17 protein-coding genes are annotated in these 17,275 nt (G+C 72.4%); 4 read left to right on the top strand and 13 right to left on the bottom strand.

The features are described 5' to 3' along the window. Positions 1 to 34: 34 nt before the first annotated feature. Positions 35 to 1,321, bottom strand: coding sequence for an adenylosuccinate synthase (locus tag ACYVDA_RS00065; RefSeq protein WP_460813449.1), 1,287 nt, complete (start codon positions 1,319 to 1,321; stop codon positions 35 to 37). Positions 1,322 to 1,478: 157 nt separating this feature from the next. Here ACYVDA_RS00065 and ACYVDA_RS00070 point away from each other — a divergent pair, with 157 nt between their 5' ends. Then, positions 1,479 to 2,390 (top strand): diacylglycerol/lipid kinase family protein, encoded by a 912-nt coding sequence (locus tag ACYVDA_RS00070; RefSeq protein ID WP_460813452.1) that lies wholly within the window; start codon positions 1,479 to 1,481, stop codon positions 2,388 to 2,390. Between the two features lie 16 nt (positions 2,391 to 2,406). Here the strand turns inward: ACYVDA_RS00070 and mctP are convergent, their stop codons facing one another. From mctP to ACYVDA_RS00095, 5 genes are all read right to left on the bottom strand, one after another. Further along, a complete protein-coding gene (mctP, locus tag ACYVDA_RS00075; RefSeq protein ID WP_460813454.1) occupies positions 2,407 to 4,080 on the bottom strand; it encodes a monocarboxylate uptake permease MctP in 1,674 nt (557 codons plus the stop codon). After that, the gene (locus ACYVDA_RS00080) at positions 4,077 to 4,391 is read right to left on the bottom strand and encodes a DUF3311 domain-containing protein (protein ID WP_460813456.1); all 315 of its coding nucleotides are present in this window, start codon (positions 4,389 to 4,391) and stop codon (positions 4,077 to 4,079) included. Before ACYVDA_RS00080 ends, mctP begins: the two co-directional genes overlap by 4 nt. Positions 4,392 to 4,456: 65 nt before the next feature. Next, positions 4,457 to 4,879: a DUF3151 domain-containing protein gene (locus tag ACYVDA_RS00085; RefSeq protein ID WP_460813459.1), complete on the bottom strand. Its 423-nt coding sequence runs from the start codon at positions 4,877 to 4,879 to the stop codon at positions 4,457 to 4,459. Then, on the bottom strand, positions 4,876 to 5,910 hold the full coding sequence (gene fbaA / locus ACYVDA_RS00090) for a class II fructose-bisphosphate aldolase (RefSeq protein ID WP_460813462.1): 1,035 nt from the start codon (positions 5,908 to 5,910) through the stop codon (positions 4,876 to 4,878). Before fbaA ends, ACYVDA_RS00085 begins: the two co-directional genes overlap by 4 nt. A 103-nt stretch (positions 5,911 to 6,013) precedes the next feature. Beyond that, entirely contained in the window at positions 6,014 to 6,703 is a 690-nt protein-coding gene (locus ACYVDA_RS00095; RefSeq protein WP_460813464.1) for a TrmH family RNA methyltransferase, read from the bottom strand. Between the two features lie 66 nt (positions 6,704 to 6,769). On the opposite strand from ACYVDA_RS00095, the gene ACYVDA_RS00100 reads away from it, so the two are divergent. Continuing rightward, positions 6,770 to 7,507 (top strand): DedA family protein, encoded by a 738-nt coding sequence (locus ACYVDA_RS00100; protein WP_460813468.1) that lies wholly within the window; start codon positions 6,770 to 6,772, stop codon positions 7,505 to 7,507. A gap of 137 nt (positions 7,508 to 7,644) precedes the next feature. Here ACYVDA_RS00100 and pyrE read toward each other — a convergent pair whose 3' ends face one another. Beyond that, complete coding sequence (gene pyrE, locus ACYVDA_RS00105) at positions 7,645 to 8,187, bottom strand: orotate phosphoribosyltransferase (protein ID WP_460813470.1); 543 nt, start codon at positions 8,185 to 8,187, stop codon at positions 7,645 to 7,647. A gap of 34 nt (positions 8,188 to 8,221) precedes the next feature. After that, positions 8,222 to 8,905: a class E sortase gene (locus ACYVDA_RS00110; RefSeq protein ID WP_460813473.1), complete on the bottom strand. Its 684-nt coding sequence runs from the start codon at positions 8,903 to 8,905 to the stop codon at positions 8,222 to 8,224. A 31-nt stretch (positions 8,906 to 8,936) separates the two neighbouring features. On the opposite strand from ACYVDA_RS00110, the gene ACYVDA_RS00115 reads away from it, so the two are divergent. After that, positions 8,937 to 10,112, top strand: coding sequence for a pyridoxal phosphate-dependent aminotransferase (locus tag ACYVDA_RS00115; protein ID WP_460813477.1), 1,176 nt, complete (start codon positions 8,937 to 8,939; stop codon positions 10,110 to 10,112). A gap of 10 nt (positions 10,113 to 10,122) precedes the next feature. Here ACYVDA_RS00115 and ACYVDA_RS00120 read toward each other — a convergent pair whose 3' ends face one another. Together ACYVDA_RS00120 and clpB are read right to left on the bottom strand one after the other, a co-directional pair. Then, positions 10,123 to 11,292, bottom strand: coding sequence for a hypothetical protein (locus tag ACYVDA_RS00120; protein WP_460813479.1), 1,170 nt, complete (start codon positions 11,290 to 11,292; stop codon positions 10,123 to 10,125). A gap of 29 nt (positions 11,293 to 11,321) precedes the next feature. After that, on the bottom strand, positions 11,322 to 13,940 hold the full coding sequence (clpB, locus tag ACYVDA_RS00125; protein WP_460813481.1) for an ATP-dependent chaperone ClpB: 2,619 nt from the start codon (positions 13,938 to 13,940) through the stop codon (positions 11,322 to 11,324). Between the two features lie 172 nt (positions 13,941 to 14,112). Between clpB and ACYVDA_RS00130 the strand changes: the two genes are divergently transcribed. Further along, entirely contained in the window at positions 14,113 to 14,427 is a 315-nt protein-coding gene (locus ACYVDA_RS00130) for a hypothetical protein (RefSeq protein WP_460813483.1), read from the top strand. Between the two features lie 21 nt (positions 14,428 to 14,448). Here the strand turns inward: ACYVDA_RS00130 and ACYVDA_RS00135 are convergent, their stop codons facing one another. The 3 genes from ACYVDA_RS00135 to ACYVDA_RS00145 form a co-directional block, all read right to left on the bottom strand. Next, entirely contained in the window at positions 14,449 to 15,345 is an 897-nt protein-coding gene (locus ACYVDA_RS00135) for an Abi-alpha family protein (RefSeq protein WP_460813485.1), read from the bottom strand. After that, positions 15,342 to 16,655, bottom strand: a complete 1,314-nt coding sequence (locus ACYVDA_RS00140; RefSeq protein ID WP_460813487.1) for a DUF445 domain-containing protein — start codon at positions 16,653 to 16,655, stop codon at positions 15,342 to 15,344. Before ACYVDA_RS00140 ends, ACYVDA_RS00135 begins: the two co-directional genes overlap by 4 nt. 163 nt (positions 16,656 to 16,818) lie before the next feature. Continuing rightward, positions 16,819 to 17,274, bottom strand: a complete 456-nt coding sequence (locus ACYVDA_RS00145) for a heat shock protein transcriptional repressor HspR (protein ID WP_460813490.1) — start codon at positions 17,272 to 17,274, stop codon at positions 16,819 to 16,821. Between the last annotated feature and the right edge of the window lies 1 nt (position 17,275).

Consider the following 17,275-nt stretch of genomic DNA (forward strand, 5'->3'; position numbering starts at 1 on the left):
CGGTCTGCCCAGTCCCGGGGACCGTGGGGGCCGGTCAGCGCGGCGGCACGACCAGCGTCTGCTCGCGGCCCGGGCCCACGCCGACGGCCCAGAACGGCGCGCCGGACATCTCCTCGAGCGCGCGGACGTAGCGCTGGGCGTTGACCGGGAGGTCCTCGAACGTGCGGCACCCGGAGATGTCGTCGGCCCACCCGTCGACGTAGTCGTAGATCGGGGTGGCGCGGTGGAACTCGGTCTGGGTCAGCGGCATCTCGTCGTGGCGGACCCCGTCGACGTCGTACGCCACGCAGACCGGGACCCGCTCCCAGGTCGACAGCACGTCGAGCTTGGTCAGGAAGAACTCCGTGAGCCCGTTGACGCGGGCGGCGTAGCGGGCGACGACGGCGTCGTACCACCCGCAGCGACGGTCGCGACCGGTCGAGACCCCGACCTCGCCGCCGATGCGCCACAGCTTCTCGCCGTCGTCGTCGAAGAGCTCGGTCGGGAACGGACCGGCCCCGACGCGGGTGGTGTAGGCCTTGATCACGCCGATGACGCGGTCGATCCGGGTCGGTCCGACACCGGAGCCGGTGCACACGCCGCCGGCGACCGGGCTGCTGCTGGTCACGAACGGGTAGGTGCCATGGTCGACGTCGAGCATCGTGGCCTGGGCGCCCTCGAAGAGCACCGTCCGCCCCTCGTCGAGCGCGCGGTTGAGCAGCAGCGAGGTGTCCTGCACCATCGGGCGCATCCGGTCGGCGTAGGACAGCAGGTCCTCGGTGACCTCCTCGACCGTGATCGCGCGACGGTTGTAGACCTTGGTCAGCAGGTGGTTCTTGACCTCGAGCGCGGCCTCGACCTTCTCGGTCAGGATGGCCTCGTCGAAGAGGTCGGCGACCCGGATGCCGACGCGGTTGATCTTGTCGGCGTACGCCGGTCCGATGCCGCGCCCGGTCGTGCCGATCTTGTTCTTGCCCAGGAACCGCTCGGTGACCTTGTCGACCGTGGAGTGGTAGGAGGCGATCACGTGGGCGTTGCCGCTGAGCACCAGCTGGCCGAGCTCGACGTCGCGCTCGACCAGGGCGTCGAGCTCGCGGAACAGCGCCTCGGGGGAGACCACCACGCCGTTGGCGATCACCGAGACGCACTCGGGCGACAGGATGCTGCTCGGCAGCAGGTGCGTGGCGAACTTCTGCCCGTCCACCACGATGGTGTGACCGGCGTTGTGCCCACCGCTGGTGCGGACGCAGAAGTCGATCGAGTCCGTGGTGGTGAGCTGGTCGGTGGCCTTGCCCTTGCCCTCGTCGCCCCACTGGGCTCCGAGCACGACGATCGCAGGCATCTGCACCCCTCCATCGGCGGGTGTCGGTGGATCACGGTCCGGAGCTCGCCCGGGAGATGCAGCGAGCCCCGTGCAACAGCACCGGGCTCTTGCGGCGTCACGTTACCAACTGGGCCGGACACCTGCACCCCGCCCGGCCCACCTCTAGAGTGACCGGATGGACCCGCTGCTCTTGATCGCCAACGCCGAGGCCGGCGGTGGCGAGCGCGACGCGCTGGAGATCGCGCTGGGCGTGCTCCGCGAGGAGACCGACGTCGAGGTCGCGCGCACCGGCAACCCCGGTGAGCTCGACGGCGTCCTGCACCGGGCCGGGTGCCGTCGCATCGTCGTGGCCGGCGGCGACGGGAGCCTGCACGCCGTGGTGGCCGCGCTGCACCGGCGCCACGAGCTCTCCGAGCGCACCCTGGGCCTGATCCCGCTGGGCACCGGCAACGACTTCGCCCGCACCCTCGACATCCCGCTCGACCCGGGCGAGGCGGCGGCGGCCCTGGTCGCCGGCGAGCCCCGCGCGATGGACCTGATCGTCGACGAGCTCGGCGGCATCGTGGTCAACAGCGTGCACGCCGGCGCCAGCGCCCAGGCCAGCCGGCGCGGCGCCCGCTGGAAGAAGCGGCTGGGCCCCTACGGCATCGGCATCCTGGGCTACCCGATCGGGGCCGCGATGGCCGCCGTGCGCCCGCCCTTCGTGCGACTGCGGATCGAGGCCGACGGCGAGGTCGTCTCCGACATGGACCAGCACGTCTTGATGGTCGCGGTCGCCAACGGCGCCAGCGTCGGGGGTGGCACCGAGCTGACCCCCGAGGCCGACCCCGAGGACGGCATGCTCGACGTGATGGTCTCCTTCGCCACCGGCCCCCTGGAGCGCGTGGCCTACGCCTGGCAGCTGCGCCAGGGCGAGCACGAGCGCCGCGAGGACGTGCTCAGCATCCGGGCCAAGCAGGTGACGATCACCGGTGAGGACTTCTGGCTCTCGGCCGACGGCGAGATCAGTGGCCCCGAGCGTCGCCGGTCCTGGCACCTGGAGCAGGGGGCCTACTCCCTCGTCGTGCCCCCCGCTCCCGGCGCCTGACCGGCGCGCCGGTCCCTCAGGCGATCTCGCCCTCGGCGACCGCGTGCTCGCGGGCGACCTTGTCCTTCTCCACCCGCGGGTCGCCCGCGTCGGCGTAGTAGTCGCCCGGCGTGGTCTCGTCGCTGCCGTTGGCCACTTTGGTGGCGTTGAGCACGGCCGAGCCGACCACCGCGACCAGCACGTTGAGCCCGAAGGCAGTCATGGCGATGTAGCCCATCTGGCCGAAGCCGGGGATCTCGGCGAGCGAGCCGCCGAAGTGCTGCGTGGCCGCGCTAGCGACGCCGTACGCCGTCCAGGTGCCGTAGAGCATCCCGACCGCCCAGCCCGCCAGCAGCGCCCACTTGTGGAACCAGCGGGTGTAGAGGCTGAACACCACCGAGGGGAAGGTCTGCAGGATCCAGATGCCGCCCAGCAGCTGGAAGTTGATCGCGTTCTGCTTGTCCATCGTGAGCACGAACACGAGCGCGAACGCCTTGACCAGCAGCGAGACCAGCTTGGAGACCTTGGCCTCCTGCGCCGGGGTGGCGTCCTTCTTCAGCCACTCCTTGTAGATGTTGCGCGTGAAGGTGTTGGCCGCGGCGATCGACATGATCGCGGCCGGCACCAGCGCGCCGATGGCCACGGCCGCGAAGGCGACCCCGGCGAACCAGCTGGGGAACATGTCCTCGAAGAGCTGCGGGATCACCAGCTGCGGGTTGGGCTTGCCGTCGACGCCGACCGGCTTGGTGCCGGCCGCGATCGCGACCCAGCCGAGCAGGGCCAGCAGCCCCAGCACGAAGGAGTACGCCGGCAGGATCGCCGCGTTGCGCCGGATCGTGGTCCGGCTGTTGGAGGACAGGCTGGCCGTCACCGAGTGGGGGTACATGAACAGGGCCATCGCCGAGCCGAGGGCCAGCGTCGCGTAGGACCACATCTGGCCGCTGCCGGGGATGAAGGAGCCGGTGGGCTTGCCGGTGGCGGGGTTGGTCGTGGCCATCTTCTCCTTGGCCGCGTGGAAGATCGTGTCCCAGCCGCCCACCTTCGTGGGCAGGTAGATGATCGCCACGATGATGACGACGTAGATCAGCCCGTCCTTGACGAACGCGATCACGGCCGGGGCGCGCAGGCCCGCGGTGTAGGTGTACGCCGCCAGCAGCGCGAACGCGATCAGCAGCGGGGCGTCCTTGGCCAGCAGGTTGCCGCCGCCACCGAGACCGACCACGTCGAGGACCGCCTGGATGCCGACGAGCTGGAGCGCGATGTAGGGCATCGTGGCCAGGAAGCCGGTGACGGCCACGGCCAGCGACAGCCCGCGGGAGTCGTAGCGACCGCGCACGAAGTCGGCGGTCGTGACGTAGCCGTGCCGGTGGCTGACCGACCACAGCCGCGCCATGAAGACGAAGATGATCGGGTAGAGCACGATCGTGTAGGGCACCGCGAAGAAGCCCGCGACGGCACCGGTGGCGAACATCGCCGCCGGCACCGCGACGAAGGTGTACGCCGTGTAGATGTCACCGCCGAGCAGGAACCAGGTGACCCAGGTGCCGAAGCTGCGACCGCCCAGACCCCACTCGTCGAGGGAGTCCAGCGAGTCGCCCTTGCGGAAGCGGGTGGCCATGAAGCCGAGCACCGTGACGACGGCGAAGAGCACCACCAGGACGGCCAGCGCGACCCAGTCGACGCCGTCCTTGCCCGAGACGAGCGGGATCACCGGTCCCCCTCCTCACGCGCGGCGGGGTCCTGCGGGGTGATCCGGCCGGGGTTGCCGGTGGTGCCGACGCCCGGCTTCCGGGCGGCCAGGACCAGCCGGTGGGCGGCGTACGTGCAGGCGGCGCAGAGGAAGACCCAGAGGAACTGGTACCAGAAGAAGAACGGCACCCCGCCGAGCTCGGGGGTGTCGTGGGCGTAGCTGCTGACCCACAGCAGCGCGACGACCGGGATCGCGAGGAGCACCGCGGCGATCGCGACCAGGGTCCGGTTGGTGGGTGGGGCGACGTCCGCGCCCGAGCGTTGGCGAGCCATGGCCCGCACCCTAGACCTGAGAGATGCCTGAGGGCAGCACCGCCGCCATCCCTCTGGCCGTCGCCTCAGAGCAGCGCGTCGGCCGCCTCGGGGCTGGAGTCGCGCAGGAAGTCGCGGCAGCGCTGCTCCTCGGGAGCCTCGCCGATCCTCCCGGCCGCGATCGTGAGGGCGGCCAGCGCCCGCAGGAACCCGCGGTTGGGGACGTGCCCCCACGGCACCGGGCCGTGACCCTTCCAGCCGTTGCGGCGCAGCGAGTCCAGGCTGCGGTGGTAGCCCACCCGGGCGTAGGCGTAGGCGGTCACGTCGTCGACGGCATCGTCACCCAGCGCCGCCTCGGCCAGCGTCGCCCAGGCCAGCGGCGACTCGGGGTGGCGGCGCACGACCTCGGCGGCGGGGTCGCCCGCGGCCAGCTCGCCAGCGGCGGGGTCCTCGGGCAGGAGCGTCTCGGGGGGACCGGCCATCAGGTCGCGACCCAGGTGCGAGCTCATCGGCCCACCGACGTCCCGCTGCTGGAGAGGTTCTCGCAGGCCTCGACCACGCGGGCGGCCATGCCGGCCTCTCCCGCCTTGCCCCAGGCGCGCGGGTCGTAGAGCTTCTTGCTGCCGACCTCGCCGTCGATCTTCAGCACGCCGTCGTAGTTGGCGAGCATGTGGCCGGCCACCGGGCGGGTGAAGGCGTACTGCGTGTCGGTGTCGACGTTCATCTTGACCACGCCGAACTCCACCGCGGCCTTGATCTCCTCCGCGGTCGAGCCCGAGCCGCCGTGGAAGACCAGGTCGAAGGGGCGGGCGTCGGCGCCGAGGCCGAGCTTCTCCGCCACGGTCTTCTGGGCCTTCTCCAGGATCTCGGGACGCAGCTTGACGTTGCCGGGCTTGTAGACGCCGTGGACGTTGCCGAAGGTCAGCGCGGTCAGGTAGCGCCCCTTCTCGCCGGTGCCGAGTGCCTCGATCGTGGCCAGGGCGTCCTCGGGGGTGCTGTAGAGCTTGTCGCCGGCGCCGCCCTCGACGCCGTCCTCCTCGCCGCCGACCACGCCGATCTCGACCTCGAGCACGATGTGGGCCGCGGCGGCCTGCGCCAGGAGCTCCTGGGCGATCTGGAGGTTCTCGTCCAGCGGCACGGCCGAGCCGTCCCACATGTGGGACTGGAAGAGCGGGTGCTCGCCGTTCTTGACCCGCTCGACCGAGATCGCCAGGAGCGGGCGCACGAAGCCGTCCAGCTTGTCCTTGGGGCAGTGGTCGGTGTGCAGCGCGATGTTGACGGGGTACTTCTTGGCGACCTCGTGGGCGTAGGCGGCGAAGGCCACCGACCCGGTCACCATGTCCTTGACCGTGGGGCCGGAGAGGTACTCCGCGCCGCCGGTGGAGATCTGGATGATCCCGTCGCTGCCCGCCTCGGCGAACCCGGCCAGGGCCGCGTTGAGGGTCTGGGACGAGGACACGTTGATGGCCGGGTAGGCGAAGGACTTCTGCTGCGCGGTGTCCAGCATCTCGGCGTACTTCTCGGGGGTGGCGATGGGCATGGGGCGGTCTCCCTTGACGTGCCTGGCGAGCGGTTCTCTCGCCACCCTAGTGGACGCTGCGCACGTCCCGCCGGGGCCTGCTCACGCCTCCTGCGCAGGAGGCTCAGCCCCGCCAGGCCCGCCCCAGGTCGGCGTGGCGGGCGACCCAGGCGTGCATCGCGATCGCGGCGGCCGCGGAGGCGTTGATCGAGCGCGTGGAGCCGAACTGGGCGATCGCGAAGGTCCCGTCGCAGACCTCCCGCGCCTCGGCGGAGAGCCCCGGGCCCTCCTGCCCGAAGAGGAAGCAGACCGAGCGCGGCATCTCCCAGGTCTCCAGGTGGGCCGAGCCGGGCAGGTTGTCGACCCCCACCAGCGCGATCCCGCGGGCGTGCAGGTCCGCGGCGAGCTCGGCCACGCCCGGGTGGTGGCGCACGTGCTGGTAGCGGTCGGTGACCATCGCCCCGCGACGGTTCCAGCGACGCTTGCCCACGATGTGCACCTCGGCGGCCAGGAACGCGTTGGCCGAGCGCACCACGGCCCCGATGTTGGGGTCGTGCTGCCAGTTCTCGATCGCGACGTGGAAGTCGTGGCGCCGGGTGTCGAGGTCGGCCCGGATCGCCTCGAGGGTCCAGTAGCGGTAGCGGTCCACGACGTTGCGCCGGTCGCCCTCGGTGAGCAGCCGGTCGTCGTACTGCTCCCCCGGCGGTCGCGGACCCTCCCACGGCCCCACGCCGACCTCCGCCGGCCCGTGCTGCACCGGGTCGTACGGCGCCCGGCGGTCCCCGGGCTGCTCGGGCTGCTCGGGCTCCTGCACGGCGCCACCCTAGGGGCACAGGTGAGGGACAGGTTCTCGTCACGTGCGGGCCGTTACGCTTCTCCGGTGAACAGTCTGCTCCTGCCCCTGCTCCTCGGTCTGAAGTGGATGGACCCCCAGTGGCTGCTCTCGCAGTTCGGCACCGGGTTCTTCTGGGTCAGCCTCGCGATCATCGTCGTCGAGTGCGGGCTGTTCTTCCCGTTCCTGCCCGGTGACAGCCTGCTGTTCGCGATGGGCCTGTTCATCGCCGGCGGCCAGATCGAGGTCTTCCCCGGCAACCACGTCGTCAACCTGGTCTGCGCCCTGGTGGTCCTGACGCTTGGCGCCTTCGGCGGCAACGTCCTGGGCTACGAGATCGGCCGGGCGATCGGCCCGCCGCTGTACGAGCGCGACGGCAAGATCCTCAAGCGCAAGTACTTCGACCAGACCACCGCGTTCTTCGACCGCCACGGCAGCAAGGCGCTGGTCATCGGCCGCTTCGTGCCGTTCGTGCGCACCTACATCACCGTCGTCGCCGGCGTCACCCAGATGAAGCGCCGGAAGTTCTTCCTGTGGAGCGCGGTCGGCGCCAGCCTGTGGGTGCTGCTGATCACCCTGCTCGGCTACTTCCTGGGCCAGACCTTCCCGTGGCTCAAGACCAACATCGACGCCGCGATCCTGGTCATCCTGGCCCTGTCGGTCATCCCGATCGCCTGGGAGTGGTGGCGCCACAAGCGCACCTCCGGCCCCGAGGCAGACGACAACGACCACGACGGCCGCCCCGACCGCGACATCAGCGGCTCCGACGTGGCCCCCCGCGCCTGACGGTCGACCTTCCCGCCCCACGGCAGTGTCCTCGTCCGCCGGACGAGTGCCACACCAGAGTCGTGGAAACGACCGCCCGAGCGCCCACCCGTGGCACTCGAGGCCCCTCGCCCGCTCGGCGACGCGAGCAGGGCCCCTCAGGCGGTGGCGGCGTCGAGCTGGGCCTTGGTGAGGACCGGGCGGACCTCGAGGTCGACGTCGGCCAGGGGGTTCTGACCCTCCGGGCTGCGGTCGATGGCGCACACGACGACGGTCACGATCGCGCCGGCCTCGCGCAGCGCGCGGGTGGCGTCACGCACGGCGCCGCCGGTGGTGATCACGTCCTCGACCAGGGTGACCCGGCGACCGGCGACATCAGCGCCCTCGGCCAGCTTGCAGGTGCCGTACTCCTTGGCCTGCTTGCGCACGAACAGCGCCGGCAGGCCGGTGCGGGCGCTGAGCACCGTGGCGATCGGGACGCCGCCCAGCTCGAGCCCGCCGAGCAGGTCGGTGCCCTCGGGCACCAGCCCCACCATCTGGTCCACGACGCGGGCCAGCAGGACGGGGTCGGACTCGAAGAGGTACTTGTCGAAGTACTCGCTGGCGACCTGGCCCGAGCGGAGCGTGAACTCACCCGTCAGGCGGCAGCACGCGTCGACGTCGGCGGCAAGGCGGGGATCGGGGCTGGTCGGCTCGGCCATGGGCCGCAGGCTACCGGCCCCGCACCGGCTGCGCTCAGGCGCTCTTGCCCTGCACCTTGAGCAGGTGGCCGAAGGCGATCATCCGGTTGTCGGTGTGGAACAGCTCCGAGCAGGTGGTCAGCGTGATCAGCCGCTGGCCCTTGCGCTGGGCCGGCTCCGGGCCGCCCGACGGGTTCTTCGGCACCGGCGCCAGCACCCAGACACCGGTGAAGGGGACGACCACCCGGTTGGGGTCGGTGTCCAGGACGTAGGTGTAGGTCGCGGCCACGGTCTCCACCACGATCTTGTCGCCCGGGCGCAGGTCGGGCATCCGCCGCAGGGGCTCGCCGTGGGTGACCCGGTGGGCCGCCAGCGCGTAGTTGCCCACGTCGCCGGGGTCGGCGGTGCCGCGGAAGTGGCCGAAGCCCTTGGCCAGGACGTCGGTCGAGACGCCCTCCAGCACGGGGACGACGTAGGACTTGCCGAACTTGGGGATCCGGATCAGCGCCGAGGCCCGGCCCTGGGGCACGTAGCGCGGCTGCAGCCGCTCCCCGCCCCTCTTCCACTGCGTCTGGAGGGTGGAGGCCACCTGCTTCTGCTCCCGGTGGGACTGCCAGTTGGTGCCGTAGAACTGCCAGCCGACGTAGCCGATCATCGCCAGCCCGGCCACGATCATGGTGATGCCGGCCCAGTGGACCGCCCGCCGGCCCAGCTTGTGCTTACCCCTCGTGGCCGCCATGGGCCCAGTGTGACGCACTAGGTTCGACGACGTGAACGAACCCAGGAGGCGCGCCGCGGCGCGGTTGGACGGTGTCGGCAGCACGATCTTCGCCGAGATGTCGGCGCTGGCGACCCGGACCGGCTCGGTCAACCTCGGTCAGGGCTTCCCGGACGCCAGCCCTCCCGAGCCGGTGCTGCGGGCGGCGTACGACGCGATGCTGGCCGGCCGCAACCAGTACCCGCCCGGCCACGGCACCCCCGAGCTCGTGCGGGCCGTCATCGACCACCAGTGGCGCCACTACGGCATCGACCTAGGCCCCGAGCAGGTCGTGGTCACGACCGGGGCGACGGAGGCGATCGCGGCGGCCGTCCTGGGCCTGGTCGACCCGGGCGACGAGGTGCTGGTGTGCGAGCCGTTCTACGACAGCTACCGCGCCACCATCCAGCTCGCCGGCGGCGTACGCCGACCGATCACCCTGCGCGCGCCGGACTTCCGCCTCGACGTGGCCGAGCTCGAGGCCGCGGTCACCGACCGCACCCGGATGATCCTGCTCAACACCCCCCACAACCCGACGGGACGGGTGCTCGACCGGCGCGAGCTCGAGGGCGTCGCCGAGGTCGCGCGCCGGCACGACCTGGTCGTGGTCAGCGACGAGGTCTACGAGCACCTGGTCTTCGACGACCACGAGCACGTCCCGATCACCACCCTGCCCGGCATGGGCGAGCGCACGCTGACCGTCTCCAGCTCGGGCAAGACCTTCTCCCTGACCGGTTGGAAGATCGGCTGGGCCACCGGGCCCGCCGACCTCGTGGCCGCGGTCGAGGGCGCCAAGAACTGGCTCACCTACGCCACCGGCGCCCCGCTCCAGCCGGCGATCGCGCACGCCCTGGACCACGAGGAGGCCTTCCACGCCGCGCTCCGTGCCTCGCTGCAGGACCGTCGCGACGGCCTCGCCGACGCCCTCGCCGACCTCGGGCTGGAGGTCCACCGGCCGCAGGGTTCCTACTTCGTCACCACCGACGTGTCCGCCCTGGGCTGGCCCGACGGGCGCGCCTTCTGCACCGGGATCGCGGAGCGGGCCCGCGTCGTCGCGATCCCCTCGATGGTGTTCTACGAGGACGGGTCGGCCGAGGGTCGCCACCTGGTGCGCTGGGCGTTCTGCAAGGACCAGGCGGTCCTCGACGAGGGCGTGCGCCGGCTCCGCGGCGCCGACCTCCGCGCCTGAGCAGCTCTCGTCAGCGCCGCGGGGGCTGGCGCGCGAACCACGCACGGCTGGTGGCGTTGAACAGCCCGCCGACGGTGAACGCGCAGGCCAGCTGGTGCAGCATCCCGATCGGGAAGGCCGTCAGCGCGACCAGGAAGGCCACCGAGGCGCTGGTGGCCAGCAGCCACCGGGCCCAGTCGTGGCGGCGCCAGGTGAAGAACGCCAGGCCGCAGGCGGCCAGGCTCCAGCCCACCATGCCCACGGCGTAGACCCACATCGCGGGCAGGACGGTCTCGCGCGGCACCTGGAACCGCTGCCAGGACGGCTGGGAGACCAGGTAGTCGACCGGCGCCGACGGGTTCGCGACCAGGAACACCATGAACGCGACGTGCGCCAGCGCCGCGACCCCGGCGAAGACCCAGGTGGCCAGGCAGGCGAGCCGCACGCCGCTGGGCACGCCCTCGTCGTGCACCGCGACCTGCGCGGGCCGCCACGGGCCCGGGTAGGCCTGTCGGCTGGGGAACGCCGGGTCCGGCGCCGGCGGCTGCTGGCCGAAGCCGTGGGTGGCGCGCGGCTGGTCCGACACGGTCGGCGGGCCGGCGGGCGGGCCCTGCCCCGCCGGCGGCGGGGTCGGGTCCGCGTCCGGGACCTGGGGCGGGAGCGGGGGCTGCTGGCCCGGCAGGTGCGGGTCGGGACGGCGTACGCCGGCCTGGCGCACGGCCGGTTCCCGGACGGGTCGCCCGGCGTACCAGTCCCGGGCCGGGCCGGTCCACATCGTCGCCGTCGCCGCCACCACCAGCGCGCCGGTGAGCCCGCCCGTGAACAGCGTGGTCACGAGCAGGGGCAGGGCCAGGACGGCCAGCAGGATCCGCGCACCACGGTGACGCCGCAGCACGAAGAAGCCGGCCACCGCGGCCGCCGCCCCCATCGCGCCGCTGAGCACCAGGCCGATACGCATTGCCGACAGGGCCTGGTCGAGGCTCAGGCCCAGCCCGGGCCCGGCGCCGTCGGAGAGGACGCGGCGCACCCGCTCCTGGTTGTCCAGGGAGTAGAGCTGGGTCAGCCCGGTCCAGGAGGAGACCACGACCAGCACGGAGCCGACCACGACGAACCAGCCCGCCATGGTCAGCTGGCGGGGGCGGTCGGCCGTGGAAGGCGTGGTCGGCCCGCTCGGACGGGTCGGGCCGGTCGGGCTGCTCATGGGGTCATTGAACCAACACGGTGCGTGCCTCAGGCCACCCGCAGGCGCAGCGGGCCCTCCCCGGCCGTCCCGGACCCGGGCGTGACCTCGGCCCCGACCTCGACCAGCACGTGCTGGCCGTCGACGACCTGGCCGCTGATCAGCATCCGGGCCAGGGGGTCGCCGATGGCGCTCTGCACCAGCCGGCGCAGCGGCCGGGCGCCGTACGCCGGGTCGTAGCCGTGGTCGGTCAGCCAGGCCCGCGCCGCCTCGTCGACGGTCACGGTGATCCGGCGCGGCGCCAGCCGGGCGTCGAACGCGGCCAGCTGGAGGTCCACGATGTGGGCCAGCTCGGCCTTGCCCAGCGCGTCGAACATGACCACCTCGTCGAGCCGGTTGAGGAACTCCGGCTTGAAGGCGGCCCGCACCACGGCCATCACCGACTCGTGCTTCTTCTCGGTGTCCAGCGTCGGGTCGACCAGGTAGCTCGAGCCCAGGTTGCTGGTCAGGATCAGCAGCGTGTTGCGGAAGTCGACCGTGCGGCCCTGGCCGTCGGTCAGGCGGCCGTCGTCGAGCACCTGGAGCAGGATGTCGAAGACCTCGGGGTGGCCCTTCTCGACCTCGTCGAGCAGCACGACTGAGTAGGGCCGGCGCCGCACGGCCTCGGTGAGCTGGCCACCCTCGTCGTAGCCGACGTAGCCGGGCGGGGCACCGACCAGGCGCGAGACCGAGTGCTTCTCGGAGTACTCGCTCATGTCGATGCGCACGATGGCGCGCTCGTCGTCGAAGAGGAAGTCGGCCAGCGACTTGGCCAGCTCGGTCTTGCCCACGCCGGTCGGGCCCAGGAACAGGAACGACCCGGTGGGGCGGTCGGGGTCGGCGATCCCGGCCCGCGAGCGGCGCACGGCGTCGGACACGGCCGTGACCGCGGCCCGCTGGCCGACCAGCCGCTCGCCGATGATGTCCTCCATCCGCAGCAGCTTGGCGGTCTCGCCCTCGAGCAGCCGACCGGTCGGGATGCCCGTCCAGGCCTCGACCACGTCGGCGATCTCCTGGGGTCCGACCTCCTCGTTGACCATCCGGTCGGTGATCTCCTCGGCGTCCTGGGTGGACTCGATCTGCTTCTCCAGCACCGGGATCCGGCCGTAGAGGATCTCCGAGGCGGCCCCCAGGTCGCCGGAGCGCTGGAGGCGCTCGGCCTCCACGCGCAGCTCGTCGATCTGGCGGCGCAGCTCGCCCGCGCCCTCCAGGCTGGCCTTCTCGTGCTCCCAGCGCGCCTCGAGCCCGCGCAGCTCCTCCTCGCGGTCGGCCAGGTCAGCACGCAGGCGCTCGAGCCGGTCGGCGGAGGCGGCATCGGTCTCGCGAGCCAGGGCCAGCTCCTCCATCCGCATCCGGTCCACCGCACGGCGCAGCTGGTCGATCTCGACCGGCGAGCTCTCGATCTCCATCCGCAGCCGCGAGGCCGACTCGTCGACCAGGTCGATCGCCTTGTCGGGCAGCTGGCGACCGGGGATGTAGCGGTCCGACAGCATGGCCGCGGCGACCAGGGCGGCGTCGGTGATCTTGACGCCGTGGTGCGCCTCGTACTTCTCCTGGAGGCCGCGCAGGATCGCCACGGTGTCCTCGACGCTGGGCTCGCCGACGAAGACCTGCTGGAAGCGACGCTCCAGGGCGGGGTCCTTCTCGATGCGCTCGCGGTACTCGTCGAGCGTCGTCGCGCCGATCAGGTGCAGCTCGCCGCGGGCCAGCATCGGCTTGAGCATGTTGCCGGCGTCCATCGCGGAGTCGCCGCCGGCACCCGCGCCGACGACCGTGTGCAGCTCGTCGATGAAGGTGATGACCTGACCCTCGGCGGCCTTGATCTCCTCGAGCACGGCCTTGAGGCGCTCCTCGAACTCGCCGCGGAACTTCGCCCCGGCCACCATCGCGGCCAGGTCCAGGCTGAGCACCCGGCGCCCCTTGAGCGAGTCGGGCACGTCGCCGGCGACCACGCGCTGGGCCAGACCCTCCACGACGGCGGTCTTGCCGACGCCGGGCTCGCCGATCAGGACCGGGTTGTTCTTGGTGCGGCGCGAGAGCACCTGCACGACGCGGCGGATCTCGGCGTCGCGGCCGATCACCGGGTCGAGCTTGCCCTCCTCGGCGCGGGCGGTGAGGTCCACGGCGTACTTGTCCAGGGCCTCGTACGTCGCCTCGGCCTCCGGGCTGGTGACCCGACGGCTCCCCCGCACGGCCGTGACCGCCGCGCGCAGCCCGTCGGGGGTCACGCCGTTGGCGGCCAGCAGGTCGCGGACCGGGCCCTCGACCTCGGCCAGGGCGAGCAGCAGGTGCTCGGTGGCCACGTAGTCGTCCTGCATGCCCTCGGCCAGCTCCAGGGCCTTGGCCAGCACGCGCGTCAGCGCACCGGACGCGCCGGGGGTCTGCACCGTGGCGCCGGAGGCCTTCGGCAGCCGGGCCACGGCCGCGTCGACGGCCGCCTTGAGGGAGGCCACGCCGCCGGCGTCCAGGCCGGCCCTGGTCAGCAGCGACGGGGTGAGACCGCCCTCCTGGCGCAGCAGGGCGTGGGCGAGGTGCAGCGGCTCGGTCTGCACGTGGCCGGCGGACACGGCGGCGGTCTGGGCGGCGTTGACCACCTCGACGCTGCGCGAGGTGAGCTTGGATGCGTCCACGGGGGTTCTCCTTGGCGGGCACGGTGGGGCTGGTTCGTCAGCGGGCCACCGACCGGCGGCCCTGAGGGTGGAACGCACTCAAAGTTGAGTCTGTTCCCCTCAACTCTGGGATCTTCCCAGATTGCCCCCGGACCCACCAGGGGCCCCCGCCCCCACGCAGGGCCACGAGCAGGTGGCGACCAGCGCGCCGGGGGACGGCTTCTGGCGCGGCCTCGCCGCCGGCCTGGTTCCGAACGTCGTCGTGTTCGCCGTGCTCTACGGGTTCCCCTGGGCCGACGAGCACGTGCCGGACCGGCTGGCGCTCACGGTCCTGTACGCCGGCCCCGCCCTGGTCGCCGTTCTCGGGCTGGTCCGGCTGGTGCGTCCCGGCACCCGCCGCCGCGGCGCAGGGCTCCTGCTCGCGGCGCCCACCACGGTGGCGCTGTGGTACGTCTGGGTGTGGGTCGACGCCCAGGTCGCGATGTCCTCGATGACGCCGGGCGGCTGAGCCGAGACCGCTCGGGCCGGCTCAGTCCTCGGGGATCTGGTGCACCGGCAGCGACGCGGACTCCTCCGGGTCGGCCAGGCAGGTGCGGCAGAAGCCGGTGCCGAAGGGCGTGAGGTGGATGCTGCGACGCACCACCTTGGCGAAGCGCACGGAGTGCATCGCGGCCAGGACGTCGGGCTGGGCCTCGACGACCTGGTACTCCATCGGGTCCTCGAGCTGCTCGCGGCTGAACCAGATCAGGCCCAGCCGGAACAGGTTGTTCAGGTACGCCGGCACCTCGTCGACGTACCTCACCCCGGCGCGCGCGCCGATCATCGACATCCCGGGCGCCACCAGCGCGGAGCTGACCATGCCCACCGGACCGCCGGTGCGGACGTCGACCGACGGCTGCGGACCGCCGCGCAGGAGCAGGAGCAGGATCCGGGCCTCGTCGGGGGCCAGGTCCTCCAGGATGCGCCCGTACGCCGGGTGCTCCTCCTCCTCGCTCCACACGTCGCGCGAGCGCTGGAGCAGCCGCTCGCCGCGCTCGCGCAGGGACTGCTCGGGCTCGGGGGCCGGCGAGCTGGTCGCCTCGGCCATCACCACCTGGGACAGCGACACCGTCGCGTCGCGCAGCGCCTGCGGGAGCGGCACGCCGGAGGACACCGCGCGGGCGACGTCGCTGACGGTGCGGCTCGCCTCGGCGACGTCCTGGGCCACGCCCTGGACCAGCTCGCCGGCGGTCTCCCGGTCGGTCAGCGCCCGGGCGAAGAGCCGGGTCGAGCGCAGGCCCGAGCCGATGGTCCACGCCGCGGACCGGGCGGCGGCGGTGGCCGCGATCCGGGCCACGCCCGGCAGAGCCTCGGCGCTCTCGCGGATGACCGGCACCCGCCGGTCGTGCGGCTCGCGGCCCGCGGGGCCGCCTGTCACGTCGCTCATGTCGGTCCTCCCACCCCGAAGAGTGCCAGGTGGAGCATCCCGCCGCCGAAGCCCATGATCGCGCCGTGGGCGTAGAGCATCCACTCGTCCTCCTTGATCGCCGAGCGCATCATCTCCACGAAGTCGCGCGGCGGGAGCTCCTTGGTGCGGCGGGCGATCAGGGCGTTGATCTTGTCGGCCTGCTCGGCGCTGAACTCCGGGTCGCGGAACGGCTCGATCGTGCGCCCCACCGCCTCGACGGCGACCGCCTCGCGGATGCTGTCGAACTTGCGCGGGCCCACCGCGATCCGGACCGCCCCGCGAGCCGGGCCGGCGGCACCGTCGATGGCCGGGCGCATCGCGTCGGCCAGCATCTGGCGGGTGCGGTCCCCGCGCGGGCCGTCCATCAGGAAGTTGCCGATGTTCTCCAGGGTGATGACGTCGTCGGCGATGATCCGGGCGTAGACCTCGGCGGCCTGGTCCTGGCGGCGCAGGAACAGCCCGTGGACCTTGATCCCGAGGATCCGCCGTGGCTCCGGGGGCTCGAAGATCAGCCACATCCCCAGGGCGTTGGTGACCCAGCCGACGACCACGCCGAGCACCGGCAGCAGCCACCACTGGCCGAACCAGTGGTCGACCATCGCGACCGGCACCCCGAGCCCGAAGCCGAAGACGAACCCGAAGGCCACCATCAGGTTCAGCTCGCGCTGCCCGAAGTCGCGGAAGATCCGCACCACCAGCGCGGGGTGCTGCTGGAAGTGGTTGATCACCATGATCTTGGGGTCGAGGAGCTGGTCGATGTGCTCCCCGATCTCGTCGGTGACCGTGCGCACGATCCCGGGGAGCTGGGCCTGCACGCGGTGGACGACGGCGGTGCGGGCCCGCGGCGGCAGGTCGCGCCAGAGCGAGGGGTGCTCGCGCATCATGATCTCCTCGATCATGGCGGGCATGTCGGGCTGGAACACGTTGACGATGTGCTCGGCGATCTGGTCGGGCTCGAGCTCCTGGTAGAACTCCTGCGGCGTCCCCAGCTTGGCGATGGCCTTGTCCACCGCGATGCTGCCCATCTTGGCGGCCCGGGCGGGCACGATGCCCTGCCAGCCGATGCCGCCCTGGAGGATGCCGGGCACCTCCTGGATCTTGCGCGGCAGCACCCGGGAGAGCTGACGCATGCCCGGCACGGTGACGCCCTTGAAGGCGACCGGCGAGAACAGCATCAGCAGGCCGGTCCAGTTGATCAGGAAGCCGACGACGCCGGTGAAGACGGGCACGCTGAGCAGGTGCCACCAGTCGGCGCGCTGGAAGAACCAGTCGATCGCCAGCGCCGTCATCGACACACCCCGCCCTTCCCGTGCCGCGGCCCGGTCCCGCCGAGCCGTCGCCGACACTAACGGCTCGGTGCACGCCCGCACACCGGGACGAGAGATCCCGGGACGGTTCCGCGTCCATCGGGCGAGGCGCGGCCCACGCCCACGCGCGTGCCTGGGCCCGAGGTCAGCGCCAGGGGTCGTACGGCGGGCGGAACGGCGCCAGCGAGCCCGACGGACGGATCGCCGGCAGGTTGGGACGCCGCTCGCGCAGGGTGGCGGCGGTGACCTCGAGGGCGTCGCGGAGCTCGGCGACCTGCCCGCGCAGCTCGGCGTTGCGCGCACGCAGGGCCGCGACCTGGTGCTCGAGCTCGAGGATCCGGCGCACGCCCTCCAGGCCGATGCCCGAGGCGGTCAGCTCGGCGACCTCACGAAGCAGCTCGATGTCGCGCAGGGAGTAGCGTCGCCCGCCGCCGCCGGTGCGACCCGGCGAGACCAGCCCGACGCGGTCGTACTGGCGCAGGGTCTGAGGGTGCAGCCCGGTCAGCTCGGCCGCGACGCTGATGACGTAGACCGGCACCGTGGGGCCCGGGACCCGGTCGCCCCTGCCGCCGCCGGACCGGCCGCCCGCCGCCGGGGCCACG

Source organism: Nocardioides korecus (assembly GCF_054778395.1).

Excerpts from the sequence above, each read along its gene's own strand:
- ACYVDA_RS00065 (WP_460813449.1), bottom strand. The coding sequence starts at position 1,321 with ATGCCTGCGATCGTCGTGCTCGGAGCCCAGTGGGGCGACGAGGGCAAG.
- ACYVDA_RS00070 (WP_460813452.1), top strand. The coding sequence starts at position 1,479 with ATGGACCCGCTGCTCTTGATCGCCAACGCCGAGGCCGGCGGTGGCGAG.
- ACYVDA_RS00080 (WP_460813456.1), bottom strand. The coding sequence starts at position 4,391 with ATGGCTCGCCAACGCTCGGGCGCGGACGTCGCCCCACCCACCAACCGG.
- ACYVDA_RS00085 (WP_460813459.1), bottom strand. The coding sequence starts at position 4,879 with ATGAGCTCGCACCTGGGTCGCGACCTGATGGCCGGTCCCCCCGAGACG.
- fbaA (WP_460813462.1), bottom strand. The coding sequence starts at position 5,910 with ATGCCCATCGCCACCCCCGAGAAGTACGCCGAGATGCTGGACACCGCG.
- pyrE (WP_460813470.1), bottom strand. The coding sequence starts at position 8,187 with ATGGCCGAGCCGACCAGCCCCGATCCCCGCCTTGCCGCCGACGTCGAC.
- ACYVDA_RS00110 (WP_460813473.1), bottom strand. The coding sequence starts at position 8,905 with ATGGCGGCCACGAGGGGTAAGCACAAGCTGGGCCGGCGGGCGGTCCAC.
- ACYVDA_RS00120 (WP_460813479.1), bottom strand. The coding sequence starts at position 11,292 with ATGAGCAGCCCGACCGGCCCGACCCGTCCGAGCGGGCCGACCACGCCT.
- ACYVDA_RS00135 (WP_460813485.1), bottom strand. The coding sequence starts at position 15,345 with ATGAGCGACGTGACAGGCGGCCCCGCGGGCCGCGAGCCGCACGACCGG.
- ACYVDA_RS00140 (WP_460813487.1), bottom strand. The coding sequence starts at position 16,655 with ATGACGGCGCTGGCGATCGACTGGTTCTTCCAGCGCGCCGACTGGTGG.